Source organism: Aquabacterium humicola (assembly GCF_030167915.1).
In the GTDB taxonomy this organism is placed as follows: domain Bacteria; phylum Pseudomonadota; class Gammaproteobacteria; order Burkholderiales; family Burkholderiaceae_C; genus Pseudaquabacterium; species Pseudaquabacterium humicola.
The window spans coordinates 459,504-485,821 of sequence record NZ_JARGNB010000001.1 but is presented as its reverse complement, the minus strand read 5'-3'; the positions used below and the strand labels follow the sequence as shown (position 1 = coordinate 485,821).

Sequence of the window (26,318 nt, the reverse complement as noted above, 5' to 3'; positions counted from 1 at the left end):
CATGCCCGCGATCCGCACCCAATGGCGCGACGGCCGTCACTTCCAGCACGGCCCGATCGACGTGCTGATCGGCGCCGACGGCGAGCACGACGCCGTCGAAGCCGCGCACGAAGCGGCGTGGCGGCGCTTCGAGACCATCCTCGACGAACTGGTGGCCGAGCTGCCGCTGCTGAAGCGCCCGGTGCGCGGGCCCTGCCCGCTGCGCGGCGACATCGCGCGCCGCATGTGGCTGGCCTGCCGGCCGCACCATGAGGCCTTCATCACGCCGATGGCCGCTGTGGCCGGCGCGGTGGCACAGGAACTGATCGGCTTCTACCGCCAGCCGGGCATCCGCCGCGCGTGGGTGAACAACGGCGGCGACATCGCCTTGCACCTGGCGCCCGGGGAATCGCTGCGCGTGGGCCTGTTCGCCGACATCGCGAAGCTCGATGCGCGGCAGCTGCTGGAAGGGCACGGGGGCCTGGCGCTCGACGGCCGTTTCGCGATCACCGCCGCGATGCCGGTGCGCGGCATCGCCACCAGCGGCTGGCGCGGCCGCAGCTTCTCGCTAGGCATCGCCGACAGCGTGACGGTGCTCGCGCGCACGGCGGCCGAAGCGGACGCGGCGGCGACGATGATCGCCAACGCGGTGAACAGCGACGACCCCCGCATCGTGCGCCGCCCCGCGAACACGCTGAAGGACGACAGCGACCTGGGCGACATCCCGGTCACCGTCGACGTGCCGCCGCTCGCGCATGCCCAGGTGCTGGATGCGCTGCGCGCCGGCGCGAAGTGCGCACGCGCGCTGCAGTCGCGCGCCCTGATCTGGTCGGCCGCGTTGGTCTGCCAGAGCCGCCTCGCGCGCGTCGAGCCGGTCCACCCTCCCGAACCCCAGCCCGCCATCGCCGCGGAAAGCACGCCGACATGATCCAGATCCGCCGCGTCCTGACGCAGGTCGAGGACATCCACCATGAATTCGGCCCGCCGGCCGCCACGCCGCTGAAGCGCGGCGCGATCGCCGCGGTGCTGACGAACCCCTTCGCCGGCCGCTACGAACCGCAGATCCTGCCGATGATGGATGCGCTGCAGCCGGTGGGCATCGACATGGCGCAGCGCCTGCTGGCCGCGATGGACGTGCCGGCCGAGCGCATCGAAGGTTATGGCAAGGGTGCGATCGTCGGCGCCGGCGGCGAGCTGGAACACGGCGCGCTGTGGCACGTGCCCGGCGGCTACGCGATGCGCGAGCTGCTGGGCTGGAAGGGTGACCGGGCGGCCTATGTGGCCGGCAAGCCCGAAGAGAAGTCAGGACAACCCGGCAATGCGCTGGCCATCGTGCCGTCGACCAAGAAGGTCGGCCCGCCCGGCGCCGCACTGGACGTGCCGCTGACCCACATCAACGCCAGCTACGTGCGCAGCCATTTCGACGCCATCGAGGTGCGCGTGCCCGGCGCACCGGCCGCCGACGAGATCGTCTTCATCCTGGTGATGAGCACCGGGCCGCGCGTGCACAGCCGCGTCGGCGGGCTGAAGGCTTCCGAGATCACCCAGTGGAACGGACTGCGCTGACCATCCCCGAGGACACCCGAATGACTGCCAACATCCGCAAGCTGATCGTGCAGGTCGACGAGACCCGCATCGAGATGGGCCGCCCGGTCGATCCACCCACGCGCCGCGCCGTCGCGATCGCGGTGATCGCCAATCCCTGTGCCGGAAAGTACGTGGAGAACCTGGACGAGCTGATCGGCATCGGCGAGGAGCTGGGCGGCCTGCTCGGCGAGAAGTGCGTGCGAGCGCTGGGCATCGCGCCCGCCGAAGCGCAGAGCTACGGCAAGGCGGCGATCGTCGGCGAGGCCGGCGAGCTGGAGCATGCCGCGGCGATCCTGCATCCGAAGCTCGGCGCGCCGCTGCGCAAGGCGGTCGAGAAAGGCGCCGCGCTGGTGCCGTCGGCCAAGAAGATCGGCACGCTGGGCACCGCGATCGACGTGCCGCTGGGCCACAAGGACGCGGCTTTCGTGCGCAGCCACTTCGATGCGATCGAGGCCCGCGTGGCCGATGCGCCGCGGGCGAACGAGATCGTCGTCGCGGTGGCGGTGACCGCCAGCGGGCGGCCGCTGCCGCGGGTGGGCGGCCTGCAGGCCTCGGAAATCAAGGGCGAAGACGGGCTGCGCTGACCCATGGACCTGTCCGGCTTCGTCGTCCAACTGCTCAACGGCCTGGCCGGCGCGTCGTCGCTGTTCCTCGTCGCCGCGGGGCTGTCGCTGATCTTCGGCGTGACGCGCATCGTCAACTTCGCGCACGGCTCGTTCTTCATGCTGGGCATCTACGTCGCCTACGCGATCGTCGACAAGCTCGGCCCCGGCTGGTTCTGGCCCGGCCTGGCGCTGGCGGCGATCGGGGTCGGCGTGCTCGGCGCGCTGGTGGAGGTGCTGCTGCTGCGCCGCATCTACCGCGCGCCCGAGCTCTTCCAGCTGCTGGCCACCTTCGCGCTGGTGCTGGTGATCAAGGATGCCGCGCTGTGGCTGTGGGGGCCGGAAGACCTGCTCGGCCCGCGCGCCCCCGGCTTCACCGGCTCGGTCGAGATCCTGGGCCGGCGCTTCCCGAGCTACGACCTGCTGCTGATCGCCGTCGGCCCGATCGTGCTCGGCCTGATGTGGCTGCTGCTGACACGCACGCGCTTCGGCACCCTCGTGCGCGCCGCCACGCAGGACCGCGAGATGGTCAGCGCGCTGGGCGTCAACCAGGCGTGGCTGTTCACCGGCGTGTTCACGCTCGGCGCGCTGCTCGCGGGGCTGGGCGGTGCGCTGCAGTTGCCGCGGGAGCCAGCCAACCTGGGGCTGGACCTGGTGACGATCGGCAACGCGTTCGTGGTCGTCGTGGTCGGCGGCATGGGCTCGATCCCCGGCGCCTACGTCGCCGCGTTGTTGATCGCCGAGATCAACGCGATGTGCGTCGGCCTCGGCAACGTGGAACTGTTCGGCCTGACCTTCAACTTCTCGAAGCTGACGCTGGTGGCCGAATTCCTCGTGATGGCGGTCGTGCTGGTCGTGCGGCCCTGGGGCCTGCTGGGTCGCCCGCAGGCGCCGAGCCGCCATGCCGGGCCGATCGAAGCGCCGCTGCACCCGGCCGGCAAGGGCCTCAAGATCGCCGGCGCGGCGCTGCTGGCCGCGCTGGTGCTGCTGCCGCTGGTCACCAGCGGCTCGCCCTACCTCACCGTGCTGGCGATCGACCTGCTCACCGCCGCGCTCTTCGCCGCCAGCCTGCACTTCATCATGGGCCCGGCGGGCATGCATTCCTTCGGCCATGCGGCCTACTTCGGCCTCGGCGCGTACGGCGCGGCACTGCTGGTGCGCTCGCTGCACCTGCCGATGGAGGTGGCGCTGATCGCCGCGCCGCTGGCCGCCGCGGCGGGCGCGCTGCTCTTCGGCTGGTTCTGCGTGCGCCTGTCGGGCGTCTACCTCGCGATGCTGACGCTGGCCTTCGCGCAGATCGTCTGGTCCGTCGTCTTCCAGTGGGACGAAGTCACCGGCGGCAGCAACGGGCTGACCGGCGTGTGGCCCTCGGAATGGCTCGCCGACAAACGCATGTACTATGGCCTGACGCTCACTTTGGTCGTCATCGCCGTGCTCGCCCTGCGCCGCATGCTGTTCGCCCCCTTCGGCTTCGCGATGCGCGCCGCACGCGACTCGGTGCTGCGTAGCGACGCGATCGGCATCGACGTCAAGCGCGTTCAATGGGTCGCCTTCATCGCCGCGGGGCTCTTCGCGGGCCTGGCCGGCGCGCTGTTCGGATTCTCCAAGGGCAGCATCTCGCCCGACGCGCTCGCCGTCGGCCGCTCGGTCGACGGGCTGGTGATGGTGCTGCTGGGCGGGCTGCAGACGCTGTCCGGCCCACTGGTGGGCGCGGTCACCTTCACCTGGCTGCAGGACACCGTCGCGCGCAACACCGACTACTGGCGTGCGCTGCTGGGCGGCATCGTGCTGCTGCTGGTGCTGGTGTTCCCGATGGGGCTGGCCGGCTTCGTCAAGCAGCGCTTCCAGCGCGAGGAGGCGACCTGATGGCCTCGACTCCGCTGCTCGAGGTGCGCGGCCTGACGAAGAACTTCGGCGGCAACCGCGCCGTCGACGACGTGAACTTCTCGCTGCACGCCGGCGAGCTGCTGGCGCTGATCGGCCCCAACGGCGCGGGCAAGTCCACCACCTTCAACATGGTCAACGGCCAGCTGCGGGCCGATGCCGGCTCGATCCAGCTGGCCGGCCGCGAGCTGGTGGGCCTGGCGCCGCGCCGCATCTGGCGCCTGGGCGTGGGCCGCACCTTCCAGATCGCCGAGACCTTCGGTTCGATGACCGTGGTGCAGAACGTGCAGTTGGCGCTGCTGTCGGCCGATCACCGCGTATTCTCGTTCTGGCACCGCGCAGCGGACCATCGGCGCGACGATGCGCTGGCCCTGCTGGAACAGGTGGGCATGCGCGCGCAGGCCGATCGCCCGTGCAGCGTGCTGGCCTACGGCGACATCAAGCGCGTGGAACTGGCCATCGCGCTGGCCAACGACCCCAAGCTGCTGCTGATGGATGAACCCACCGCCGGCATGGCGCCCAAGGAACGCAACGAACTCATGGCATTGACCAAGCAGCTGGTGAAGGACCGCGGCTTGAGCGTGCTGTTCACCGAGCACAGCATGGACGTGGTCTTCGCCTACGCCGACCGGCTGATCGTGCTGGCGCGCGGCAAGCTGATCGCCGAAGGCCCGCCGCAGGCGATCCGCGACCATGCCAAGGTGCAGGAGGTCTACTTCGGCAGCGGCAGGACCTTCGAGAAGCCGGTGGCCGCGGAGACCGCGCGATGAGGCACCCCGAACCCGCTGCGATGCCGCCGGAGGCGCCGGCCCTGCTGCGTGCCAAGGCGCTGAACGCCTGGTACGGCGCCGCGCACATCCTGTTCGACGTCGATCTCGAGGTGAAGCGCGGCGAGGTCGTCGCGCTGATGGGCCGCAACGGCGCGGGCAAGTCGACCACCTTGAAGGCGGTGATGGGCCTGCTGGACCGCCACCGCGGCAGCATCCAGTTCATGGACCGCGACATCAGCCAGGCCGAGCCGCACCAGATCGCGAGTCTGGGCCTGGGCTACGTGCCCGAGGACCGCCGCATCTTCAGCGACCTGACAGTCATGGAAAACCTGGAGGTCGGCCGCCAGCCGCCGCGCCGCTGGGCCGACGGCAGCGAAGCGCCCGCCTGGACCCCGGAGCGCCTGTTCAAGCTCTTCCCCAACCTCGGCGAGATGCCCGACCGGCCCGGCGGCCGCATGAGCGGCGGCGAGCAGCAGATGCTGACCGTCGCGCGCACCCTGATGGGCAACCCCTACCTGGTGCTGCTCGACGAACCCAGCGAAGGTGTCGCGCCGGTCATCGTCGAGCAGATGGCCCACATGATCCTGGAGCTCAAGGGCCATGGCGTCAGCATCCTGCTGTCCGAGCAGAACATGCACTTCGCCGAGCTGGTGTCCGACCGCGCCTACGTGCTGGAGAAGGGCCAGATCCGCTACCACGCGACGATGGCCGAACTGGCGCGCAACGACGAGGTGCGGCGCGCGTACTTGAGTGTATGACCCCCCCCCGGAGCGACCTGCGGTCGCCTCCCCCCCAGGGGGGCGCCGCCAGCGGCCCGGCAAAGCCGGTTCCGCGGCGGCCGCTGGACCATCCGAGCACCTGCCACGAAACAAAGCTAACGCTCGACGTGAACGGCCAGCCGCACACGCTGGCCGTGCCGCCCGACGCGCCGCTGCTGCAGGTGCTGCGCAACGACCTGGCGCTCAACGGCCCGAAGTACGGCTGCGGCCTGGGCGAATGTGGCGCCTGCCTGGTGCTGATCGACGGCACGCCGGCGCGGTCCTGCGTGATCCCGGTGCGGGTGGCCGAAGGCCGCGCGGTGACGACGCTGGAAGGCCTGCCCGCGCGGGCCCAGGCTGAAGGCGACGCCCTGCACCCGGTGCAGCAGGCCTTCATCGACGCGCAGGCCGCGCAGTGCGGCTACTGCCTCAACGGCATGGTCATCGCCACCGTGGCGCTGCTGGAGCGCCACCCGTGCCCCAGCGACGTGCAGGTGCGCGCCGCGCTGTCGCACAACCTCTGCCGCTGCGGCACGCACCTGGAGATCCTGGACGCCGTGCGGCGCGCCGCGGATCTGATCGCGCCATGACGCGCCGCGCGGATTCGCCGCGCACCCGCGCCGACTTCCGAACGGCCGACGGGGTGCTGCTGGTGCTGCGCGATCCGCCAGCGCCGCCGCCACCCGCACCTGGCCAGCCGGCGATCGTGCCGGGCAACCCGGCCGAAGGCCCCGAGATCCTGCTCGCCGTGTGGGACGACGGCAGCGCCACCGCACTGGCCGGCCATGTCGACCTGGGCACGGGGCTGCAGACCGCGCTGGCGCAGCTGGCCGCCGAGGAGCTCGACCTGCCCTTGCGCTGCGTCGCGATGCAGCTGGGCCACACCGCCGCGGTGCCCAACCAGGGCCCGACGATCGCCAGCGCGTCGATCCAGATCCACGCCGCGCCGCTGCGCCAGGCTGCTGCGCAGGCCCGCGCCTGGCTGCTGGCGGAAGCAGCGTCGCGCTGGCAGAGGCCGGTCGAGGAACTGATCGCGGCGAACGGCGTCGTGCGCGGCCGCTCCGATGACACGTTGGCGATGCCGTACGGCGCGCTGCTGCAGGGCCGGCATGTCGAGTTGATGCTCGATCCATCGACCCCGCTGAAGCCCGCGGCCGATCACCAGCTCGTCGGCCGGTCCGTGCCGCGCATCGACATCCCCGCGAAGGTGCGCGGCGAGGCGGTGTTCGTGCACGACATGCGCCTGCCCGGCATGCTGCACGGCCGGGTCGTGCGGCCGCCGTATGCCGGCGTCGATGCCGGCGACTTCGTCGGCACCAGCCTGGAGGCGGTGGACGAATCGTCGATCGCGCACATCCCCGGCATCGTCGCCGTGGTGATTCAAGGCGACTTCATCGGCATCGTCGCCGAGCGCGAGGACCAGGCCGAGGCCGCGCAGGCCGCGCTGCAGGTGCGCTGGAAGCCCGGCACGCCGACGCTGCCGCCGCTGCACGACCTGGCGCAGGCACTGCGCGACCAGCCGGCGAGCGAACGCGTGCTGGTGAACGAAGGCGACCTCGATGCCGCGCTCGACGGCGCGGCGCAGCGCCTGCAGCGCGAGTACGTGTGGCCCTACCAGCTGCATGCGTCGATCGGCCCGTCCTGTGCGCTGGCGCTATGGCGAGAGTCCCACGAAGCGGGCGCGAAGGGTGACACCGCCCCGCGCCTGCAGGTCTGGGCCGGCACGCAGAACCCGCACGTGCTGCGCGCGGACCTGGCGCGGCTGACCGGCCTGGCCGACGTGCAGGTCGACGTCATCCGCATGGAAGCCGCCGGCTGCTACGGCCGCAACGGCGCCGACGACGTGGCCGCCGATGCCGCGCTGCTGGCGCGCGCGGTCGGCCGGCCGGTGCGCGTGCAGCTGACGCGCGAGCAGGAACACCTGTGGGAGCCCAAGGGCGCCGCGCAGCTGATGCAGGTGGACGGTGGCCTCGATGCGAACGGCGAGCCGGTCGGCTACCACTTCCGCACCGCCTACCCGTCCAACGGCGCGCCGACCCTGGCACTGCTGCTGACGCGCACGATCGCGCCCAGCGCCGACGCCTACCAGATGGGCGACCGCACCGCGCGGCCGCCCTACGCGTACGCGTCGCAACGCATCGTCGCGCGCGACATGGCGCCGATCCTGCGCGCGTCGTGGCTGCGCGGCGTGTCGGCGCTGCCGAACAGCTTCGCGCACGAGAGCTACATCGACGAGCTGGCCACCGCCGCCGGGCAGGACCCGGTCGCCTATCGCCTGAAGTACCTGACCGATGCTCGCGCCGCCGAGCTGCTGCGCGCCACCGCCGACCGCGCCGGCTGGAAGCCGCACACCGCGCCGCAGCTGCAGCCGGCCCAAGGCGACTGGCTGCAAGGCCAGGGCGTGGCGTATGCGCGCTACGTGCACAGCAAGTGGCCCGGCTTCGGCGCCGCGTGGGCCGCGTGGGTGGCCGATGTCGAGGTGCACCGCGAGACCGGCGAGGTCAACGTCCGGCGGATCGTCGTCGGCCACGACGCCGGCATGATGGTCAACCCGGCCGGCGTGCAGCAGCAGGTGCATGGCAACGTGCTGCAGACCACCAGCCGCGCGCTGAAGGAGCGTCTGGCCGTCGACGAGAAGACGCAACTGCCCGCGGCGCGGGAATGGGGCGCGTACCCGATCCTGAACTTCCGCGACGTGCCGGTGATCGACGTGCTGCTGATGCCGCGCCCCGGCGAGCCGCCGCTGGGCGCGGGTGAGTCGTCGTCGGTGCCCGGCACCGCGGCGATCGCCAACGCGATCTTCGATGCCACCGGCGTGCGCTTCCGCCAGCCGCCGTTCACGTCGGAGGTGGTGCGGGCGGCGCTGCATCCGCTGCCGGCGCCGGGGGACAGCGCCGCCGGTTCACCGGCCGCGACGGCGCCACTGCCGACGCTGACACCCGAGCCGCCCCCCGCCCTGCCCGCGACAGCCCGCCTGCCGCGCCGCCGCAGTCTCGTCGCGCGCGCCGGTGCGCTCGCCGCCGGCCTCGTCGCCGCGGCCGGCGCGCTGCTCGGCTGGCGACCGGCCATCGCGCCGGTGACGACGACGGGTTCGGCCGCGTCGGTCTACACCGCCGACACCTTGGAACGTGGCCGCCAACTGGCTGCGTTAGGCAACTGCGCCACCTGCCATACCGCCGAGGGCGGCGCGCCGAACGCCGGCGGCCGCTGGCTCGAAACGCCCTTCGGCCGCATCGTCAGCACCAACCTGACGCCCGACCCGGCCACCGGCATCGGCGCGTGGTCCTTCAGCGCCTTCCAGCGCGCGATGCGCGAAGGCATCAGCCGCGACGGCCGCCACCTCTACCCCGCGTTCCCGTACACCGCATTCGCGAAGACCAGCGACGACGACCTGCAGGCGCTGTACGCCTTCCTGATGAGCCAACCCGCGGTGAGCAGCGCCACGCCGCCCGCCGAGCTGAGCTTCCCGTTCAACATCCGCCCGCTGATGGCGTTGTGGAACCCACTCTTCCACGACCCGGCGCCGTACCGCCCCGAGCCGACGCGCAGCCCGCAGTGGAACCGCGGCGCCTACCTCGTCAACGGCCTCGGCCATTGCGGCGCCTGCCACACCGAACGCAATGCCTTCGGCGCCGAGAAGACCGATGCGCAAGCCTTCCTCGGCGGCGGGATGGTCGACGGCTGGGAAGCGCCGGCGCTGACCGCGCTGTCGCGCGCGCCGGTGCCCTGGAACGAGCAGGGCTTCTACGACTACCTGCGCCGCGGCTACAGCGCCGAGCATGGCGTCGCGACCGGGCCGATGGCGCCGGTGATCCGCGAGCTCGCCACGCTGCCCGACGACGACATCCGTGCGATGGCCCACTACCTCGCCAGCTTCAACCCGGCGCCGACATCGCTGACGCCGACCGCCGCCCAGGTGATCGCACGCGCCGCCGCATCGGCACCGCTGGCCTCCGCCGGCCAGCGCCTCTTCGACCAGGCCTGCGGCGCCTGCCACCACGACGGCGACGGTCCCGCCGTGTTCGGTCGCAACATCCCGCTGAGCCTCAGCACCAAGCTGCACAGTGATCGCCCGGACAACCTGGTGCGGCTGATCCGCGAGGGCGTGCGCGATCCGGCACATCGCGACATCGGAAACATGGCCAGCTTTGCCGATGCGCTCGACGCGCAACAGGTCGGCGAGCTCGCGCGTTACATGCGCTCGAGGTTCGCGCCGGCGCGCGCCGCGTGGCGCGTCATTCCCTCGCTAGACTGACCGACCCATCCCGCAGCCAGCTTCCGAGGGCCCTCATGTTCGACCACGTCGTCTTCGGCGTCCGCGACTACGAAGCCAGCAAGGCCTTCTACCTTCGGGCGCTGCAGCCGCTGGGCATCGAGGTGGTGCTGGAAGGCCCGCTCGGCATCGAGATGAGCGCCGACGGCAAGACCTCGCTCTGCCTCGCGCCCACCGACGAGAAACCCGCCCACCTGCACATCGCGTTCCGCGCCGAGCGCCGCGAGCAGGTCGACGACTTCCACTGCGCGGCGCTGGCAGCCGGTGGCAAGGACAACGGCGGGCCGGGCCTGCGACCGAAGTACCACCCGAACTACTACGCGGCCTTCGTCATCGACCCGGACGGCCACAACATCGAGGTGGTCTGCCACGAACCGGGGGGCTGAGCCGCACCGCGCTCAGGCCGCGGCCGTGCGGGCCGGACCCGGCCGCGGCGTCCAGCGTGCGCGCGACGGGCCCTCGTCGCGCGCCTGAACCTGCAACTCGGCGGCCCGCAGCGCATAGACGATCACCGGCTTGTGCTCGTCCGTGACGAAGCGCTCGCCGGCCTCGATCACGAAGTCGCGCGGGTCGTCGTCGAGCGTGATCCACAGCGAACCGCTGCGGCATTCGATCTGCACGCCGGCGGCGTCCGGCAGCTTGAACAGGCCACGCCGCGGCAGGTGGCGCGGGGCGGCGGAAGTGGTGGCAGCAGCAGTCATGATGGAAACCTCTGGCATTCGTCGATGGCATGACTGTAGGAATCCGGCCCGCAGGGCTCAAACGCTAAGATCGAATGCCTTGCATGCTGCAGCAGCATGCAAGCCCCTTCCCGGAGGCCCCTCGCCGTGCACCGCTCCGAACTGCCCCGCCTGGACCTGTTGCGCACCTTTGAAGCGGCCGCGCGCCATGCCAGCTTCACGCGCGCGGCCGACGAACTGGCGCTGACGCAATCGGCCGTCAGCCGCCAGGTCCAGCTGCTGGAAGAGGGCCTGGGCGTGACGCTGTTCACCCGCCGCCACCGCGCGATCGAGCTCACCGAGGCCGGCCGCGTGATGCAGCGCGCGGTGGACGACGTGATGGAGCGCCTGCGCGATGCCACCGCGCGCATCCGCAACGCACAACGCCGCGAGCCGCTGTCGATCACCTGCACCGCCGGCTTCGCGTCGCTGTGGCTGATCCCGCGGCTGGCGCGCTTCACTGCCGCGCACCCGGCGATCGATGTGCGCGTGTCGGCCACGCACGAGATGATGGACCTCGAACGCAGCGGCATCGACGTGGCCGTGCGCTTCATCCCGGTGGCCCAGGGCCAGGGCAAGCCGCTGTTCGAGGAGACGCTGCTGCCGGTGTGCGCGCCCTCGCTGCTGCGCGACCGCTCGCGGCCGCTGAAGGTGCCGGCCGACCTGGAGAACCACACGCTGCTGGCGGTGGAGGCCTATGTCGACGAATCGCTGATGACCGACTGGGCGCCGTGGCTGGTGGCGATGGGCCTGCCCGAGCTGCGCATGCGCAATGCGCTGCGCTTCTCGCAGTACACCGATGCGCTGGCCGCCGCCGTCGCGGGCCAGGGCGTGGTGATCGGCCGCCTGCCGCTGCTGGCGCCGAAGATCGCCGCCGGCGAGCTGGCCGCACCGTTCAAGGCCGGCGCGAAATCGCAGCGCGGCTACTTCGTCGAGGTCAGCCGGCATGCGGCCACCGTGCCGGAGGTGCAGGACCTCGTGGCGTGGTTGCGCGAAGAGGCGGCCCGTACCGGCGCCGAGGCCCGGCAGGGCACCGCGGCATGACGTGATCGCGGGGGTACGGGCGATTGACCCGGCGCGCGGCAAGTCGAACAATGCGCGCCAGCAGTCTCCACGGAGGTGCGGCATGTTGTACCGTCTCGCCTGCGCCCTGGCCTTCTCGCTTTTCGCCGCGCCCGCTTTCGGGATCATCGGCGGCGAAGCGGACGGCAACCGACATCCCTTCGTCGGCGCCATCGACGTGCGCCCCACCGGCCGCACGATCCCGTGCACCGGCACGCTGATTGCGCCGACCGTCTTCCTGACGGCCGGACACTGCGCTGACTTCTTCCTGTCGCTGGGCATCACGCAGGCCAGCGTGAGCTTCGATCCGGTCTTCAGCGATCTGGCCACGTTCCACACCGGCACCATCCACCTGCACCCCGGCTACCGCAGCGATCCGGCGTCGAACCGGCGCCAGGACTCGCATGACGTGGCGGTGATCGTGTTCGGCCAAGCGGTCGCCGGAGTGACACCGGCGGCCCTACCTGCCGCCGGCCTGCTCGATGCGCTGGGACCCAACGCGCTGCGCCCGCAGGCCTACCCCGTGGTCGGGTTCGGCATTTCGCGGCTGCTGGGTGGCCGCGACGGCGGCGGTCCACGCGACATCGACCGCAGTTCCGCCGGCACTCGCAAGACCGGTGACTGGCGCCTGATGTCGGTCACGCCGGACTGGGTGCGCTTCGACATGCAGGACGCCCGCGCCTGCACGGGCGACTCTGGCGCGCCGAACTTCCTCGGCGATAGCCGCCTGATCGTCGGCATCGGGATCGGGGGCGACTCCAACTGCGAGACGATGAGCGCCAACCTGCGTGTCGACACGCCCGCCGTGCGCGCGTTCCTCTCGCAGTTCGTGACCCTGCCTTAACGCAGGATGGTCACTTCCATGCCACCGCCGCCGCCCCCGGCCCGGCGAGCGGGATCACCTCGGTGCGCGTGAAGCCGACCTCCTTCGCCCAGCCGTCGAAGTCCGCGCCGCTGTAGTCGAACGCGTCGCCGAACTCGATCAGCATGTTCAGCGACATCAGCAGGCCGAAGTCATTGGTGCGGCGCTGATCGTCGATCAGGTTGTCGATGGCGATCAGGCAGCCGCCGTCGGGCAGAGCGTCGTAGGCCTTGCGCATCAGCGCGAGCTTCTTCTCCAGGTTCCAGTCGTGCAGCACCATGCCCATCGTGATCACGTCGACGGTGGGGAACGGGTCGGCGAAGAAGTCGAGCGGCCAGGCGCCGACGCGGTGCGTCAGGCCGTCGGCATCGATGTGGCGCTGCGCGATCTTCGTGACCTCGGGCAGGTCCAGCGACGTGCACCACAGGTGCGGATGGCGCTTGGCCAGGATGCGCGACAGCTGCGCCGTCGCGCCGCCGACGTCGGCCATCGTGCGCACGCTGGCCCAGTCGAACTTCTCCGCCAGCAGCTGGAAGTTGCCGGCGGAGATGCCGCTCATCGCGGCCATGAACTGCTCCAGCCGCGCGGGGTCCTCGTAGAGCTTCGCGAACATCGATGCGCCGCCGTGGCGCACCTCGTTCTGCGGCTGGCCGGTGCGCAGCGCATTCGTCAGGTCGCCCCAGAACGGATACAGGCGCGCGTTCGCCATCTCGAGGATGCCCCCTACATAGCGCGGGTCGCGCCGCACCGCGAAGGCCTGGGTCTCGGGCGTATTGCGGTAGGCGGCGAGCGGGCCGTCGCCTTCGCGCTCCAGCAGGCCCAGCGCCACCAGCGCGTCGGTGAAGTCGGGCACCGCGCGCGGGTGCAGCTGCAGCCGCTCGCGCAGTTGCTCGGCCGTCAGCGGCCCATCGGCCAGCGCATCGAACAGGCCGAGCTCGACGGCCGACAGCACGGTCTTCGACTTGAAGAAGGCCAGGCCGGTCTGCAGCAGGTGGTCGGGGGTGAGCGGGGTAGCGGGGTTCATGCGGGTCCTTCGTGATGCGACGGGGTTCGTGACGCTGGCCAGTGTCCCGATCGCGTCCCGCGCGCGCATCGCCCACGAGGAGCCACTTGATGCGGCGCCTGCGCGGCCGCGTGGCCCGCTCGGGCCATCGCGAACGGCGCGGTCCGCGCGGCTCAGCCGGCCACCGGCGCGTTGACCTCGGCCGCCACCTCGCGCACGCAGGCGATCGCGCGCTGCGCGATCGGCGACGGCGTGCGGTTGAGCAGGCCGACGATGCCCATCTCCGCGTAGACCGCCGGCAGGTCCGGCACCGTCAGCTGCACCAGCCGGCCGGCGGCGACGTCGTCGCGCAGCCCGACCGCCGACGCGGCGATCACCGTGTCGGTGTCCAGCGCCAGCCCGCGCAGCAGCGCGGTGTCGTCGCATTCCAGCGCCAGCACCGGCTCGGCACCGGGCGGCAGTCCGGCGAGCTTCGCGACCAGCGTCTTCATCGGCAGCGGCAGCCGGGTGGCCGCGAGGCCGAAGGCCCAGGCCTGCGCGAAGCGGCAGCGCTGGCCGGCCAGCGGATGGCCCGCGCGCACGTACAGGTGCGCGGCATGGCGGCCCAGCGGCGACACCTCGATCGCCGGGTTGTCCGGCAGGTCGCGCACGTCGGCGACGAAGAACTCGATGTCTTCGGCCAGCAGGCGCTCGTACAACAGCTGCCAGTTGCTGGTCTCCAGCCGCAGGCCGACGCCGGGATAGCGGCGCCGCAGCATCGACAGCACGCGCGGCATGATCGTCGCGGCCGGGAACGGCCCTGCGCCGAAGGCCGTGTCGCCCAGCGCGCTGTCGCGGTACAGCAGCGCATCACGCTGCAGGCAACGCGCGTCGAACAGCAGGCGGCGGGCACGTTCGATCAGGAACAGCCCGGCGGGCGTCGGTTTCACGTCCCCGGCCGCGCGGTCGAACAGCTGCAGGCCGACGTCGCGCTCTATCGACTGGATGCTGCGGCTGAACGCCGGCTGGCTCAGGTGCACGCGCTCGGCGGCGCGCGCGAAATGGCACTCGTCGGCCAGGGCCACCAGATGGCCCAGCCGCTTCAGGTCCACCGTCGGTTCTGCCATCGCCCAATGCTCGCCATGCATTGAGACGTTGTCAACATTGCATTGGACACATCGCTTGCGGGCGCCGATAAACCACGCACCCGCCGACCACCGGCGCCGGCATCGCACCGGCGCCACGGAGACAAACCGCGATGAATCCCCTGCTCCAGAACGTGCTGATCGTCAGCCTGATCCTCGGCTTCGCCGGCATGGAATGGGTGTCGCGGCGCTACCGCGACACCGTGCACGCGACGGCCAACGACACCCGGCTCGAACTGCTGATGTTCGTCAGCCTGCTCGCCGTGGCCCAGCCGGTGGCGCTGCTCGGATCGGATGCGCTGGCCGCGTGGCTGATGCCCGGCCAGCGCGGCGCGTGGGCGCACCTGCCGTGGTGGGCGATGGTCGGCATCCTGCTGGTGGCCGACGACATGACGCAGTACTGGTGGCACCGCCTCTCGCACACGCCGCTGCTGTGGCCGCTGCACCGCGCGCACCACTCGGCGCGCTACATGAGCATCCGCATCACCTACCGCAACAACTTCTTCTACTACCTGCTGATGCCCGGGCTGTGGCTCGCCGGCGTGCTGCTGTACCTGGGCTTCGGGCCGGTCTACACCGGCTACATCGTCGTCAAGATCGCGGTGATCCTGGGCGCGCACTGCGCGTGGCGCTGGGACGAGCCGCTTTATCGCGTGCGTGCGCTGCGGCCGCTGATGTGGCTGGTCGAGCGCACGGTCTCGACGCCGGCCACGCATTGGGCGCACCACGCGCTGAGCAACGCCGACGGCATCGGCCACTACAAGGGCAACTTCGGCAACCTGCTGTTCTTCTGGGACGTGCTGTTCGGCTCCGCTCACATCACGCGTCATTACCCGCCGGCCGTCGGCCTGCAGGACGACCTGCTTTTCGGCGACGAGCACTGGGTCGACCAGATGTTCTACCCGCTGTCGCATTCGAAGCGCGCGCACACCGCGCTGCGGCCGGGCGGGCGGCCCTACGACGACGCCGCGCCCGTGGCACACTGCCCCGAGCCGCCCCCGACCACCGCCCGATGATCCCGTTCGGCCTGAAGAAGGACGCCTTCGTCACCCGCTGCACGCGCCTGCTCGACAAGTGCGCGCCACAGGCGATCGGCACGCTGCGCGACCTGTTCGCGCGCGAGTTGCCGCCGACGGTCACCGCCGCGTCCGTCGAGCTCTTCGTCGGCGATGACGATGCCGGCCTCGACGCCTGGATCAGCTTCGACGGCCGGGACAGGAAGGTCGATTCGCAGGACCCCGGCCTCTTTCCCGGCCGGTCGCTGAAGCTCGAGCTCGGGCTCGAGGCCTTCGGCGAATTCGACGAGCGCTACTTCGGCGAGAAGTTCGACGGCGGCGCGCTGATCGCCGACCTGGTCAAGCGCTGGATCGCGGAATGCTGGTGGAAGGCCGGCGGCTGGACGTATGCGGTGCCGGTCGAAGTCTCGGTACACGACGGCCTCGGCGACGGCACGCCGATCCGGCTGACCGAGCGCAAGCCCGCGGCGTGAGCCCGATGTCCGACTGCGTCTTCACGTGACGCGGCCGGAGGCCGCTCACCATGCGAACTAGGCCATGGACTCGCTGACCAGCGCCGCCGCCCGCGCGCTGGCCACCGGCGATCCGCTGGGTGCGCTGAAGCGCATCGCGCTGCGCGACGATCCGCCGGCGCTGGCGCTGCGCGGCATCGCGATGGCGCAGCTGGGCGAGCATGCCCGCGCACGCGAGCTGCTCAAACGCGCCGCGCGCGGCTTCGGGGCGCACGAGGCCCTGGCGCGGGCCCGCTGCGTGATCGCCGAGGCGGAGGTTGCGCTGGCGATGCGCGACTTCGGCGCTTCGCCGCGCGCGCTGGACGCGGCCGTCGCAACGCTCGACGCCCACGCCGACCGCGCCAACGCGCTGCACGCGCGCCTGATCGCCGTGCGGCGCCTGCTGCTGCTGGGCCGGCTCGACGACGCGGGCGCCGCGCTGGCGGCGCTGCAGCACCCGTCGCTGCCGCCGCTGCTGGCGGCGGTGGCCGCGCTGGCCGCGGCCGAGCTGGCGCTGCGTTCGCTGCGCGTGGACGATGCCCGCGCGGCGCTGGCGCAGGCCCAGGACGCGGCGGCGCGCGCGAAGGTCCCGGCGCTGCAGGCCGAGGTGGCCGAACTGCGCGACACGCTGCAGCGGCCGGCGGCGCGCCGGCGTCAGCGCGGACGCGACAGTGACGCTGCCGGCGAGGCCCCGCTGCGCCTGGACGAGGTCGCCGCGCTGCGCGAGGCCGGCACGCTGGTGATCGATGCCTGCCGGCGCAGCGTGCGCGCGGGCAACGTGTCGCTGTCGCTGGCCCGCCGGCCGCTGCTGTTCGCGCTGGTGCGCGCGTTGGCCGATGCCTGGCCGGGCGACGTCGACCGGGCCGAGCTGATCCTGCAGGCCTTTCGCCAGCGCGATGCCGACGAGACGCACCGCGCGCGGCTGCGCGTCGAGATCGGCCGGCTGCGCGCGCTCGTCGCGCCGCTCGCCCGCGTCGACGCCACCGCGCGCGGTTTTGCGCTGGTGCCCCACGACGCGGCGCGCGGCGTGATGACGCTGCTGCCGCCGATCGACGGCGAACAGGCCTCGCTGCTGGCGCTGCTGGCCGATGGGGCCGCCTGGTCGACCTCCGCGCTGGCGCTCGCGCTCGGCGACAGCCAGCGCACGGTGCAGCGCGCGCTGGTCGCGCTGGAAGCCGAGGGCCGCGTGCGGTCGATCGGCCGGGCCCGCGCGCAGCGCTGGCTGGCGCCACCGCTGGCGGGATTCACGACGATCTTGTTACTCCCCGCCGCGCTGCCGCCTGCGTAGAGTCCTCTCCATGCCGACACCGGCGCCGGACAAGGACCCCCCGATGACCCGCCCCACCGACATCCCCGCCCCCCGCCCGGCCGAGCTGGTGCGCGAGTACGGCCCGTTCGACGGCGCCGAACGCATCGGCGGCGTCACGCACGACGGCCGCCATGTCTGGGCGGCCGCCGGCGACCGGCTGCTGGCCTTCGACCCGGCCACCGGCGAGCCGGCGCGCAGCATCGCCTGCGCTGCCGACGCCGGCACCGCCTTCGACGGCCGCCACCTGTACCAGATCGCCGAGTCGCGCATCGACAAGATCGACCCGGCCACCGGCGTGGTGCTGGCCTCGATCCCCGTGCCGGGCGACGGCGGCGCCTCGGGCCTGACCTGGGCCGAGGGGCACCTGTGGATCGGCCGCTACCGCGACCGCCGCATCCACCAGATCGACCCCGCCACCGGCGCCGTGCTGCGCACGATCGAATCGAACCGCTTCGTCACCGGCGTGACCTGGGTTGACGGCGAGCTGTGGCACGCCACCTGGGAAGGCGACGACAGCGAACTGCGCCGGATCGATCCCGAAGACGGCACGGTGCTGGAGCGGCTGCAGATGCCGCAGGGCATCGGCGTCAGCGGCCTCGAATCCGACGGCGCCGGCCTCTTCTACTGCGGCGGCGGCGGGAGCGGCAAGGTGCGCGCGGTGCGCCGGCCGCCGCGACGCGCGAGCGCCTGATCTCCGGCGCGGTTCGCCAGCGTCCAAAAGACGCGTCCACCGTTTTATCGAACCCTCGGCAGACCGGCCGCGACAGGCCGGTCCGGCCGCTGCATTCCCCACCCGACGGCTTCACGAGCCAGGAGCACTGCCATGAGCATCACGATGGATTCCACCGGCGTCACGACCCCCACCGCTACGCACCCGGTCGTCGACCGCGAGCGCTGGCTGAGCCAGCGCACCGCGCTGCTGGCGCGCGAGAAGGCCCTGATGCGCGAGCACGACGCGCTGGCGCGTGAACGCCAGGCGCTGCCCTGGGTGCGCATCGACGAGCCCTACGTCTTCGACACCGTCGACGGCCCACGCACGCTGGCCGACCTGTTCGACGGCCGCCGCCAGCTGGTGGTGCAGCACTTCATGTTCGGCCCCGGCTGGGAACAGGGCTGCCCGAGCTGCTCGTACATGGCCGACCACATCGACGGCGCGCGACCGCACCTCGCGCAGCGCGACGTCAGCTTCGTCGCGGTATCGCGCGCGCCGCTGGCCGACCTGCAGCGCTTCCGGACGCGCATGGGTTGGCAGTTCCCGTGGGTGTCCTCGCACGGCAGCGACTTCAACTTCCACTTCGGCGTCAGCTTCACGCCCGAGCAGCTGGCCACCGGCCAGGTCCCCTACAACTACGGCCTGCGCCCCTTCCCGGTCGAGGAGGCGCCCGGCATCAGCGTGTTCGTGCGCGACGACGGCGGCACCGTCTTCCATGCCTACTCGACCTACGGCCGCGGCGTCGAGCTGATGATGGGCACCTACGACCTGCTCGACATCGTGCCGCGCGGCCGGCATGAAGAAGGCCTGCCGCACACGATGGCCTGGGTGCGGCACCACGACCGCTATGCGCCGCTGAACCCGCCCGCGGCGCCCGCCGCGCCCGCAGCACCGGCTGCCGGCGGCACAGCCTCGTCCTGCTGCGCTTCGGGCGGCTGAATCGCGACCCGACGCACCGGAGCGCGCGATGGGCAGCTGGTGGCCTTGGATCGCCGTCGCCGGCCTCGGCGCGCTGCATGGCCTGCATCCGGCCAGCGGCTGGCCATGGGTCGCGGCCTGGGGCCTGCGCTCGTGCAGCGCCGCGCCGGTCTGGCGCGCGCTGCTGCCGATCGGCATCGGCCATGCGGCGTCGCTCGGCCTGGTCGCGCTCGCGCTGGCGGCCGGCCTGTCGCTGGATGCGGAGCGGCTGCTGGTGCTCGCCGGGGTGCTCTGCGTCGCGGCCGCGCTGCTGCACCTGTGGGGCCGCCAGCCGCATCGCGCGCCGGCCGGGCAGGCGGGTCTGGCGCTGTGGTCCTTCATGATGTCCACCGGCCACGGCGCCGGGCTCGCGCTGGTGCCGACGCTGGCGCTGTGCATCGGCGGCGACGCGCCGGCGGCGTCCGGGTCGAGCTCGTGGTCCACGGCGCTCGCGGTCATCGGCGTGCACCTGGCCGCGATGCTGGCGGTCACCGGCCTCGTCGCTGCAGGCATCTGCCGCGGTGTGGCGGTCGGCGCAGGATGGCTAACGCGCCATTGGCGCGTCACCGCTCAGCCGGTGCGGGCCGGCCTCGACGGGGACCGCAGCGGCAGGTCGCCGCGGTAGCGCCGCAGCCCGGCGGGGTGGAAGGCCTGGCGACGGGCGAACCACGGCGCCCGGTGACCGCGCGCCGGCCTCCTCGTTTGTGGGGATGCCGCGTCGCGGCACGGGGCGCAGACTCACCGCTCCTTCCGAGGAGGAGCAGTCATGGCCTCTTGTGTGCGCATCCGTGCTCTGGCGTTGACGGGGCTGGCGATGATGGCGGGCTGCGAAACGCCACCGCGGGCAGTGGTGGTGCAGCCGAAGCCGGCGTTCGAGAGCAGGGCCTACATCACCCTCGAGGAAGCGCAGCAGGCCGGGCGCGAGTTCCGGAATGCGGCGCTGCGTTCCATGCTGACGCTGAGCCCAGGCGAACAAGCCTGCGTGGTGCGTGACGCGCCGCCCTCTGGCTTCGCCAGCCGCTGCTACGTGAAGATCGAGGTCTTCCCGTACACCGTCGGCAACAGCAAGTACTGCCTGGCCCGCCTGCTCGACCGCATCGAGTTTCCGGTGAGCGAGAGCAACAAGAAGAAGATGATGGTCTTCGAGCTCGTGATGGCCGCCCCTGCCGTCGCGGTGAGCTACCGGTTCGACAAGGCCCACGGCATCAAGGTCTGGGGCAAGCCGAACAGCCAGATCACGCCGCTGCAGCGTGGCAACGGCGACCCGGGCAATACGAACTCCGCCCAGTTCCACGTCCGCAACGACGGCAAGAAGGAAGAGGCCTTCTACCTGCCGGTGATCCTGCAGCACACGGTCGGCGGCAGCGACGACGAGCCGGAGGCGGTCTGCGCGGCCGCCGACCCGAAGATCATCAACAACTGACCGCCTGCCGCGGCAGCGGCGCGCCGAGCGCGGCCAGGCGCCGGCCCAGCTCCGACGACTCGGTGCAATCGAGCTCGATCGCAATGCATTGCGCAGCCGCCAGCGCCTTGGCCGCCGCCGCGGGGCAGGCGGCGAGCGACTCCACCTCGGCCCGATCGCACAACAGCAGCGCCTGGCTCAGCCGATCGGCCACGTTGTGCAGCAGCTGATCGCCGATGGCCAGTGACGCCCGGGCCGCTTCGCCATGCCCCCGGCGGGCAAGGTTGAGCGCCAGGTAGCCACGGAACTGCCCCTCGGCGCGGCGGTCTCCTGCAGCCTGCGCCGATTCGACCGCCTGGCGCAAGTGTCGGTCCGCATCGTCGAGGCGCTGTTCCGCAGCTGCCAGGATACCCAGGTTGCACTCGACCGTGTAGGCCAGGCGAACGTGCCCGATCTCGCGGGCGATCGCCAGGGCCCGGCTGAACTGCTCGCGGGCCGCGCCCCGGTGACCCTGCTCCTGCAGCACCAGGCCGAGGTTGCAGTGGGCGTTGCCAGCCCAGCGCCGATCGCCGACCGTCGCGGCCAGATCCAGTGCCTGCTCGATGTGGCTGCGTGCCGCCTCCAACTCGCCGCGGTCGTGGTAAAGCCCGCCCAGGTTGCCGAGCAATCCGCCTTCGAGGCGCCGATCGCCGACGCGACGCGAGATGGCCAGCGCCCGTTCGTAGCAATCGCGCGCCTCGGCCCAGCGGGATTGGCGGTCCATGTGGGCGCCCAACTCGTTCAGCGTGAGCATCAGCAGCTGGGGGTCGTCGATCTCGGCGGCGAGGCGGTAGGCCTCTGCGAGGTCCTGCAAGGCGGCGTCGAGTTCACCGTCCAGGTTGGCACGGCGGCCTCGCACCAGCAGCAGTCGCACGCGGATGTCGTCCGCGCCGGCGCGCACGGCGGCCTCCAGGCCCGCCCGCAGGCTGGCCAGGGCGGGTTCGGTCTCGCCCAGCAGCTCGAGCGCATCAGCGGCCATCCAATGCACCTCGGCCCGCTGCGCGTCGCGCAGGTCCGGCCGTTCGGCCAGCACGCCCGCCAGCTCGCTGGCGACGCGGTACGGGCCGGTCAGGCGCAGCGCCGCCCAGGCCGCGCGCAGGCAGCCCGTGGCCGCCTCGGTATCGCCTGCGGCCGTCGCGGCACGGCAGGCGGCCACCAGGTTGTTCGCCTCGGCACAGCGATCGGCCGTGGCGCCGCGCTCGTCCAGCGCGGCGAAGTGCCGCCAATGCGCGGCCTGCACGCGCTGCGCCAGCGCCGGCCCGCTGCCGGGGAAGCTGCCCTCGCCGCGCAGGCGGCTCGCCGCGTACTCGCGCACCGTCTCCAGCAGATCGAAACGTTCATCGGCCACCTGCCGCACGAGGCTCTTGTCGACCAGCCAGGGCACCATGAAGTCCGCCGCGGCGTCACCGCACCCGACGGCCGTGATCACCGCGTCCGCGGTCTCCAGCGTGAAGCCGCCCTCGAACACCGACAGCGTCGCCAGCGCCTGCTTCTCGGCATCGCTCAGCAACTCCCACGACCAGTCGAAGGCCGCACGCAGCGTGGTCTGCCGGTCGTGGCGTGCACTGCGCGAGAACAGCGCGTCGAAGCGGTCGCGCATGCGCGCGACCAGCGTGCGCGGCGGCATCACGCGCACACGCGCCGCGGCGAGCTCGATCGCCAGCGGCAGGCCGTCGAGCACCCTGACCAACTGGCGGATCGCGGCGATGTCTTCTTCGCCGGGCACGTAGCCCAGCCGCGCCGCGGCGGCGCGCTGCGCGAAGAGCGCGCTCGCGTCGTCGGGGTTCAGCGGCGGCAGCGACAGCACCTGCTCCCCCGCGATGCCCAGCAGTTCGCGCGTCGTCACGACGAACTGCGCCTGCGGTGCGCGGTCCAGCCATTGCCCGACCGTGGCCTCGGCATGGCGCGCGACCTGCTCGAAGTTGTCCAGCACGACCAGGCAGCGACAGCGACCGGACAGGGCCTGCGCGATCTGCAGCATCGCGTCGGTGCGGCCCAGCGGCAGGTCCAGACCCTGGGCGACCGCGAAGTGGATGCCTTCGAGCGTGCGCGCGGCCGACAGGTCGCAGAACCACGCGCCGCCCGGGTACAGCCCCAGCAGGCTCCAGGCGGCATGCGTCGCCAGCCGGGTCTTGCCGGCGCCGCCCATGCCCGACACGGTCACCAGCCGCACGCCGCGCGCCAGCTTGTCGGCCAGCGCATGCAGGTCGGCCGAGCGGCCCACGAAGCTGTCGCGCTCCGCGGGCAGGCTGTGGCGCAGCTCGGCCACCGGCAGCCAGTGGCCGCCCTGCTGCACGACGCGATGGGCTTTTGCGCCATCGTGCGGCACCTGGTAGGCACAGCCTTCCTCCTCCAGCGCAAACAGCTCCAGCGGTTCGGCCACGCCCTGCAGTCGCCAATGGCCCTGCGAGCGCAGGCGGCACGGCGTCTCGGGCAGTGCCCGCGCGGCGTCGGCACTGAGCAGCGTCTGGCCGCCGGCGGCCACCGACATCACCCGCGCGGCCAGCGGCAGGGCCAGGCCGATCACCTCGACCGGCTTGGCGCCCCGCGCGACGTCTTCCGGCGCATTGGCGCGCAGCGTCACGCGCCCGCTGTGCAGGCCCGCGCGCGCGGCGAACGGCAGCCCCTGCGCCTTCAACGCGCGGTGGTAGGCCAGCGCGTAGCCGGCGGCATCGGGCACGCTGTCAAACAGCAGCAGCATGCCGTCGGTCTTGTCGATCTCGCGGCCGCGCCACGCCGGCAGCAGGTCGCGCGCCAGGCGGTCGTGCAGCGCCCACCAGCGGCCCATCGCCTCGTCGCCCAGCGTCTCCAGCAGGTGCGTGCTGTCGACCACGTCGGTCAGCAGCAGCGCATGTTCGGTCGCGGTATCGGTGGGCATCATCGAACCTTCGGACCGCGCGGCAGGGCTGTCAAGGTGCGTGTTCATCGTTTCGGCGGACGAGCGGCGGCGTCGCTGCTGTCACCATTTCAGGCAACTGTGTCGCGCGGGCTCCGCTAGATTGACCTTCATGAGCACCGCCCGTCCCCTCCCCGCCTTCGCCTGGCCCACGATCGAGCAGGCCTCGGACCGCCTGTTCACCGCCTTCGACACCGATGACGACGGCAAGATCACCGTCGCCGAAGTCACCGGCGTGGTCGACCCGGCGGGTGTGCACGGCAACGGCCTGGCGACAATCGTCGCGCGCGTGATCGGCCTCGTCGACGACGACGGCGACGGCGCGATGTCGACCGCCGAGGTCGACGCGACGCTGGCGGCATTCGACCGCAATGGCGACGGTTCGCTGACGCCGGCCGACCTGGGCGAAGCGATGGCCCACGACGGCCGCCTGCCGATGCTGGCGCTGCTGCTGCAGCCCGGCCCGCCGCCGGGCGTGCCCGAGCCGTTGCCGCCGGTGATGCCCGATCCGCCGGAGGCCCCGCGCGCCCCGACGGTGGACGACGTGGTCGACGCGCTGTTCAGGCGCTTCGACGGCGATCACGACAGCGCGATCACGCTGGCCGAGCTGCTGGCGGTGCTCGACCCGCGCGGCGTGCGGCCGCGCATCGATGATGCGATGGCCTCGCTGGTCGGCGCGGTGGACAGCAACCACGACCAATCGATCAGCGAAGCCGAGATGGCCGCCGCGGTCGCGACGCTGGACGCCGACGACGACGGCACGCTGAACCACGACGACCACCTGCCCGGCCCGCCGCAGGCCGCCGACGACGTCGACCTGATCGGCCTGCTGCTGCCGCAGCTGCGCCAGTACGACGCGGCGGCGCTGCTCGTCGATTTCAGCTGAGCGCGCGGCGCGGCCGGTTCACGAGGCCGCGCCCCAGCGCGTGAAGCGCACCGCCAACGCGGTGGCGAGGCCGTAAGCGGCCATGCCGACGGCCACCAGCACGAAATAGCTCGCCGGCGCCGCGCCGCGCGCGGCCAGCCACGAGCCGACGCCGGCAACCAGCCCCAGCCGCAGCGCCCCCGCCAGCACCGGCCCCAGCACCCGCCCCGCGCCCTGCGACGCGAAGTACAGCGTGAGCCCGAGGCCGAACAGCGGGAACGCCGGGCCGACGCTGCGCAGGAACTGGCGCGCATGGGCCAGCACCGCCTCGTCGCGCGTGAAGAGGCCGGCCCACGCGTCGGGCCACAGCGCGACGACGAAGCCGATCAGCGCCAGGTTCAGCGCCGACACCGCACCCGCCGTCCACGCGATCCGGCGCGCCCGCGCGACATCGCCGGCGCCGATCGCCATGCCGACCATCGGCACCGACGCGACACCGATGCCGAAGGCGATCGGCACCAGCAGGAACTCCAGCCGCTGCCCGATCGCGTAACCCGCCAGCGGCAGCACGCCGACGTGCGCGATCAGCCCGGTGAAGATCAGCACCGTCAGCACCGACATCACCGGCGAGACGCAGGACAGCGCGCCGACGCGCAGGATGTCGGCCAGCAGCGACCGTTGCAGCGGCGGCCCGCGCCAGCGCAGCGTGATGCGCGCGCGCCCGCTGGCGAGGAACCACCACAGCACGCCCACCATCGCGGCGGTCGCGACGAGGTGGCCGGCCGCGACGCCGGCCATGCCGAAGGACGGCACCGGCCCGGCGCCCAGGCCCAGCAGGCCGCCGAGCGCGATCTGCAGCGCCGCGGCCAGCACGATGGTGATCGAGGGCACGCGCATGTTGCCGGTGCCGCGCAGCACCGAGGCCAGCGTATTGCCCAGCCACACCATCCAGGCGCCGCTGAAGACCAGCGCGCCGTAGCCCACCGCCTCGCCGAGCACCGCGTCGCGGCCGCCGAGGCCGCGGTAGAAGACCGGGCCGAGGACCAGGAAGATCGCGGTGTAGGCGACGCCCGCCGCGGCGCCGATCGCCATCGCGTGGCGCGCCAGCTGCGCCGCACGCTCGCGGTCGCCGGCGCCCAGCGCGCGGCTCACCGCCGAGGACACGCCGCCGCCCATCGCGCCGGCCGACATCATCTGCGTCAGCATCGCGAACGGAAAGACCAGCGCCATCGCGGCCAGCGGCGTGGTGCCGAGGCGGCCGACGTAATAGGTCTCGGCGATGCCCACCAGCACGGTCAGCACCATCGCCAGCACGTTGGGCACGGCCAGGCGCACCAGCGTCGACAGGATCGGGCCCTCGCGCAGCTGCTGCAGGCGCAGCAGGTCGGGCGCCGTCGTGGCCGGCGCGGCCGCGCCCGGGATCGCTGCGACGCTCATGTCTTCCTCCTCGACGGCGTGGCCGCCGCGACTTCGGCGGCGAAGGCTTCGCGCTCGCGCAGCGCGCCGGCAGCGGGCAGCACCTCGCCCGACCGGGCGTCGACCGGCTCGCCGCATTCGGCGCAGGCCAGCACCGCCTTCAGCGCGTGGTCATGGCCGCGGTGCATCAGCTTCAGCGGCGCGCCGCCGCGGCCCCAGGGGCCGGCCCAGCGCTCGCCCCACTGGCGCAGCGTGACGATGACCGGCCAGAGGTCGAGCCCCTTGGGCGTCAGCCGGTACTCGTGGAAGGCGGGTGCATCGCGCACCGGCACCTTCTCGAGGATCTCATCGTCGACCAGCCGGGCGAGGCGCAGCGCCAGCGAGCGCGGCGACATGCCGGTGTGCAGGCGCAGGCCCTCGAAGCGGCGGTTGCCGAGGAAGAGCTCGCGCAGGATCACGAAGGTCCAGGCGTCGCTCAGCTGGCCGGCCGCGCGGGCCACCGGGCACAGGCGTTCGCCGATGGTGCTGCGCTTCATGAGCGGGATCGCGGAAGGCGAGGGTTGCAGGATGCCATATAAAAAGTATAGTCAAT

General features: G+C 72.3%; 25 protein-coding genes. 19 read left to right on the top strand and 6 right to left on the bottom strand.

The genetic code is table 11. The annotated features are described in order from the left end of the window. The first annotated feature begins 1 nt into the window (after position 1). The 9 genes from P1K89_RS02230 (at position 2) to P1K89_RS02190 (ending at position 10,239) form a co-directional block, all read left to right on the top strand. Positions 2–907 (top strand): UPF0280 family protein, encoded by a 906-nt coding sequence (locus tag P1K89_RS02230; RefSeq protein ID WP_284614731.1) that lies wholly within the window; start codon positions 2–4, stop codon positions 905–907. Next, entirely contained in the window at positions 904–1,545 is a 642-nt protein-coding gene (locus P1K89_RS02225; RefSeq protein WP_284614730.1) for an amino acid synthesis family protein, read from the top strand. Before P1K89_RS02230 ends, P1K89_RS02225 begins: the two co-directional genes overlap by 4 nt. Before the next feature lie 20 nt (positions 1,546–1,565). After that, positions 1,566–2,150: an amino acid synthesis family protein gene (locus P1K89_RS02220; RefSeq protein ID WP_284614729.1), complete on the top strand. Its 585-nt coding sequence runs from the start codon at positions 1,566–1,568 to the stop codon at positions 2,148–2,150. A gap of 3 nt (positions 2,151–2,153) precedes the next feature. Beyond that, entirely contained in the window at positions 2,154–4,034 is a 1,881-nt protein-coding gene (locus P1K89_RS02215) for an ABC transporter permease (protein ID WP_284614728.1), read from the top strand. Further along, positions 4,034–4,822, top strand: a complete 789-nt coding sequence (locus P1K89_RS02210; protein WP_284614727.1) for an ABC transporter ATP-binding protein — start codon at positions 4,034–4,036, stop codon at positions 4,820–4,822. The genes P1K89_RS02215 and P1K89_RS02210 overlap by 1 nt, the downstream gene beginning before the upstream one ends. Next, the gene (locus tag P1K89_RS02205; RefSeq protein ID WP_284614726.1) at positions 4,819–5,580 is read left to right on the top strand and encodes an ABC transporter ATP-binding protein; all 762 of its coding nucleotides are present in this window, start codon (positions 4,819–4,821) and stop codon (positions 5,578–5,580) included. The genes P1K89_RS02210 and P1K89_RS02205 overlap by 4 nt, the downstream gene beginning before the upstream one ends. A gap of 83 nt (positions 5,581–5,663) precedes the next feature. Continuing rightward, positions 5,664–6,170: a (2Fe-2S)-binding protein gene (locus P1K89_RS02200; protein ID WP_439897964.1), complete on the top strand. Its 507-nt coding sequence runs from the start codon at positions 5,664–5,666 to the stop codon at positions 6,168–6,170. Then, on the top strand, positions 6,167–9,835 hold the full coding sequence (locus tag P1K89_RS02195) for a molybdopterin cofactor-binding domain-containing protein (protein ID WP_284614724.1): 3,669 nt from the start codon (positions 6,167–6,169) through the stop codon (positions 9,833–9,835). The genes P1K89_RS02200 and P1K89_RS02195 overlap by 4 nt, the downstream gene beginning before the upstream one ends. A 35-nt stretch (positions 9,836–9,870) precedes the next feature. After that, positions 9,871–10,239: a VOC family protein gene (locus tag P1K89_RS02190; RefSeq protein WP_284614723.1), complete on the top strand. Its 369-nt coding sequence runs from the start codon at positions 9,871–9,873 to the stop codon at positions 10,237–10,239. Between the two features lie 12 nt (positions 10,240–10,251). Here P1K89_RS02190 and P1K89_RS02185 read toward each other — a convergent pair whose 3' ends face one another. Further along, complete coding sequence (locus P1K89_RS02185; RefSeq protein WP_284614722.1) at positions 10,252–10,554, bottom strand: DUF2917 domain-containing protein; 303 nt, start codon at positions 10,552–10,554, stop codon at positions 10,252–10,254. A 126-nt stretch (positions 10,555–10,680) separates the two neighbouring features. Here P1K89_RS02185 and P1K89_RS02180 point away from each other — a divergent pair, with 126 nt between their 5' ends. Both P1K89_RS02180 and P1K89_RS02175 read left to right on the top strand, forming a co-directional pair. Continuing rightward, positions 10,681–11,616: a LysR substrate-binding domain-containing protein gene (locus P1K89_RS02180; protein WP_284614721.1), complete on the top strand. Its 936-nt coding sequence runs from the start codon at positions 10,681–10,683 to the stop codon at positions 11,614–11,616. Positions 11,617–11,698: 82 nt separating this feature from the next. Next, positions 11,699–12,478, top strand: a complete 780-nt coding sequence (locus tag P1K89_RS02175) for a trypsin-like serine protease (RefSeq protein WP_284614720.1) — start codon at positions 11,699–11,701, stop codon at positions 12,476–12,478. Between the two features lie 10 nt (positions 12,479–12,488). On the opposite strand, the gene P1K89_RS02170 is transcribed toward P1K89_RS02175, so the two are convergent. After that, on the bottom strand, positions 12,489–13,520 hold the full coding sequence (locus P1K89_RS02170) for a methyltransferase (protein WP_284614719.1): 1,032 nt from the start codon (positions 13,518–13,520) through the stop codon (positions 12,489–12,491). A gap of 152 nt (positions 13,521–13,672) precedes the next feature. Continuing rightward, positions 13,673–14,605, bottom strand: coding sequence for a LysR family transcriptional regulator (locus P1K89_RS02165; RefSeq protein ID WP_284614718.1), 933 nt, complete (start codon positions 14,603–14,605; stop codon positions 13,673–13,675). A gap of 131 nt (positions 14,606–14,736) precedes the next feature. Here P1K89_RS02165 and P1K89_RS02160 point away from each other — a divergent pair, with 131 nt between their 5' ends. The 7 genes from P1K89_RS02160 to P1K89_RS02130 all read left to right on the top strand — a co-directional run bounded on the left by P1K89_RS02160 (position 14,737) and on the right by P1K89_RS02130 (position 20,531). Further along, positions 14,737–15,639, top strand: coding sequence for a sterol desaturase family protein (locus P1K89_RS02160; protein WP_284614717.1), 903 nt, complete (start codon positions 14,737–14,739; stop codon positions 15,637–15,639). Continuing rightward, entirely contained in the window at positions 15,636–16,112 is a 477-nt protein-coding gene (locus P1K89_RS02155) for a hypothetical protein (protein WP_284614716.1), read from the top strand. Before P1K89_RS02160 ends, P1K89_RS02155 begins: the two co-directional genes overlap by 4 nt. Before the next feature lie 64 nt (positions 16,113–16,176). Further along, the gene (locus P1K89_RS02150; RefSeq protein WP_284614715.1) at positions 16,177–17,418 is read left to right on the top strand and encodes a helix-turn-helix domain-containing protein; all 1,242 of its coding nucleotides are present in this window, start codon (positions 16,177–16,179) and stop codon (positions 17,416–17,418) included. 43 nt (positions 17,419–17,461) lie between these two features. Beyond that, entirely contained in the window at positions 17,462–18,130 is a 669-nt protein-coding gene (locus tag P1K89_RS02145; RefSeq protein ID WP_284614714.1) for an outer membrane protein assembly factor BamB family protein, read from the top strand. Between the two features lie 132 nt (positions 18,131–18,262). Beyond that, positions 18,263–19,090: a DUF899 domain-containing protein gene (locus P1K89_RS02140; protein ID WP_284614713.1), complete on the top strand. Its 828-nt coding sequence runs from the start codon at positions 18,263–18,265 to the stop codon at positions 19,088–19,090. Between the two features lie 28 nt (positions 19,091–19,118). Continuing rightward, positions 19,119–19,733, top strand: coding sequence for a hypothetical protein (locus P1K89_RS02135; RefSeq protein WP_284614712.1), 615 nt, complete (start codon positions 19,119–19,121; stop codon positions 19,731–19,733). A 141-nt stretch (positions 19,734–19,874) separates the two neighbouring features. After that, positions 19,875–20,531 carry a hypothetical protein gene (locus tag P1K89_RS02130; protein WP_284614711.1) on the top strand — a complete coding sequence of 219 codons (657 nt, stop codon included), beginning with the start codon at positions 19,875–19,877 and terminating at the stop codon, positions 20,529–20,531. On the opposite strand, the gene P1K89_RS02125 is transcribed toward P1K89_RS02130, so the two are convergent. Continuing rightward, the gene (locus tag P1K89_RS02125) at positions 20,521–23,427 is read right to left on the bottom strand and encodes an ATP-binding protein (RefSeq protein ID WP_284614710.1); all 2,907 of its coding nucleotides are present in this window, start codon (positions 23,425–23,427) and stop codon (positions 20,521–20,523) included. The two genes, P1K89_RS02130 and P1K89_RS02125, sit on opposite strands and share 11 nt — an antisense overlap. Before the next feature lie 130 nt (positions 23,428–23,557). Between P1K89_RS02125 and P1K89_RS02120 the strand changes: the two genes are divergently transcribed. Further along, positions 23,558–24,331 carry an EF-hand domain-containing protein gene (locus tag P1K89_RS02120; protein ID WP_284614709.1) on the top strand — a complete coding sequence of 258 codons (774 nt, stop codon included), beginning with the start codon at positions 23,558–23,560 and terminating at the stop codon, positions 24,329–24,331. A gap of 18 nt (positions 24,332–24,349) precedes the next feature. Here the strand turns inward: P1K89_RS02120 and P1K89_RS02115 are convergent, their stop codons facing one another. Next, positions 24,350–25,747: an MATE family efflux transporter gene (locus P1K89_RS02115; RefSeq protein ID WP_284614708.1), complete on the bottom strand. Its 1,398-nt coding sequence runs from the start codon at positions 25,745–25,747 to the stop codon at positions 24,350–24,352. Continuing rightward, the gene (locus P1K89_RS02110) at positions 25,744–26,262 is read right to left on the bottom strand and encodes a winged helix-turn-helix transcriptional regulator (protein ID WP_284614707.1); all 519 of its coding nucleotides are present in this window, start codon (positions 26,260–26,262) and stop codon (positions 25,744–25,746) included. Before P1K89_RS02110 ends, P1K89_RS02115 begins: the two co-directional genes overlap by 4 nt. Positions 26,263–26,318: the final 56 nt, after the last annotated feature.

Excerpts from the sequence above, each read along its gene's own strand:
- P1K89_RS02130 (WP_284614711.1), top strand. The coding sequence starts at position 19,875 with ATGGCCTCTTGTGTGCGCATCCGTGCTCTGGCGTTGACGGGGCTGGCG.
- P1K89_RS02215 (WP_284614728.1), top strand. The coding sequence starts at position 2,154 with ATGGACCTGTCCGGCTTCGTCGTCCAACTGCTCAACGGCCTGGCCGGC.
- P1K89_RS02230 (WP_284614731.1), top strand. The coding sequence starts at position 2 with ATGCCCGCGATCCGCACCCAATGGCGCGACGGCCGTCACTTCCAGCAC.
- P1K89_RS02185 (WP_284614722.1), bottom strand. The coding sequence starts at position 10,554 with ATGACTGCTGCTGCCACCACTTCCGCCGCCCCGCGCCACCTGCCGCGG.
- P1K89_RS02125 (WP_284614710.1), bottom strand. The coding sequence starts at position 23,427 with ATGCCCACCGATACCGCGACCGAACATGCGCTGCTGCTGACCGACGTG.
- P1K89_RS02110 (WP_284614707.1), bottom strand. The coding sequence starts at position 26,262 with ATGAAGCGCAGCACCATCGGCGAACGCCTGTGCCCGGTGGCCCGCGCG.
- P1K89_RS02155 (WP_284614716.1), top strand. The coding sequence starts at position 15,636 with ATGATCCCGTTCGGCCTGAAGAAGGACGCCTTCGTCACCCGCTGCACG.
- P1K89_RS02160 (WP_284614717.1), top strand. The coding sequence starts at position 14,737 with ATGAATCCCCTGCTCCAGAACGTGCTGATCGTCAGCCTGATCCTCGGC.
- P1K89_RS02175 (WP_284614720.1), top strand. The coding sequence starts at position 11,699 with ATGTTGTACCGTCTCGCCTGCGCCCTGGCCTTCTCGCTTTTCGCCGCG.
- P1K89_RS02190 (WP_284614723.1), top strand. The coding sequence starts at position 9,871 with ATGTTCGACCACGTCGTCTTCGGCGTCCGCGACTACGAAGCCAGCAAG.
- P1K89_RS02220 (WP_284614729.1), top strand. The coding sequence starts at position 1,566 with ATGACTGCCAACATCCGCAAGCTGATCGTGCAGGTCGACGAGACCCGC.
- P1K89_RS02140 (WP_284614713.1), top strand. The coding sequence starts at position 18,263 with ATGAGCATCACGATGGATTCCACCGGCGTCACGACCCCCACCGCTACG.
- P1K89_RS02195 (WP_284614724.1), top strand. The coding sequence starts at position 6,167 with ATGACGCGCCGCGCGGATTCGCCGCGCACCCGCGCCGACTTCCGAACG.
- P1K89_RS02120 (WP_284614709.1), top strand. The coding sequence starts at position 23,558 with ATGAGCACCGCCCGTCCCCTCCCCGCCTTCGCCTGGCCCACGATCGAG.
- P1K89_RS02225 (WP_284614730.1), top strand. The coding sequence starts at position 904 with ATGATCCAGATCCGCCGCGTCCTGACGCAGGTCGAGGACATCCACCAT.
- P1K89_RS02210 (WP_284614727.1), top strand. The coding sequence starts at position 4,034 with ATGGCCTCGACTCCGCTGCTCGAGGTGCGCGGCCTGACGAAGAACTTC.
- P1K89_RS02145 (WP_284614714.1), top strand. The coding sequence starts at position 17,462 with ATGACCCGCCCCACCGACATCCCCGCCCCCCGCCCGGCCGAGCTGGTG.
- P1K89_RS02135 (WP_284614712.1), top strand. The coding sequence starts at position 19,119 with ATGGGCAGCTGGTGGCCTTGGATCGCCGTCGCCGGCCTCGGCGCGCTG.
- P1K89_RS02205 (WP_284614726.1), top strand. The coding sequence starts at position 4,819 with ATGAGGCACCCCGAACCCGCTGCGATGCCGCCGGAGGCGCCGGCCCTG.
- P1K89_RS02115 (WP_284614708.1), bottom strand. The coding sequence starts at position 25,747 with ATGAGCGTCGCAGCGATCCCGGGCGCGGCCGCGCCGGCCACGACGGCG.
- P1K89_RS02170 (WP_284614719.1), bottom strand. The coding sequence starts at position 13,520 with ATGAACCCCGCTACCCCGCTCACCCCCGACCACCTGCTGCAGACCGGC.
- P1K89_RS02150 (WP_284614715.1), top strand. The coding sequence starts at position 16,177 with ATGGACTCGCTGACCAGCGCCGCCGCCCGCGCGCTGGCCACCGGCGAT.
- P1K89_RS02165 (WP_284614718.1), bottom strand. The coding sequence starts at position 14,605 with ATGGCAGAACCGACGGTGGACCTGAAGCGGCTGGGCCATCTGGTGGCC.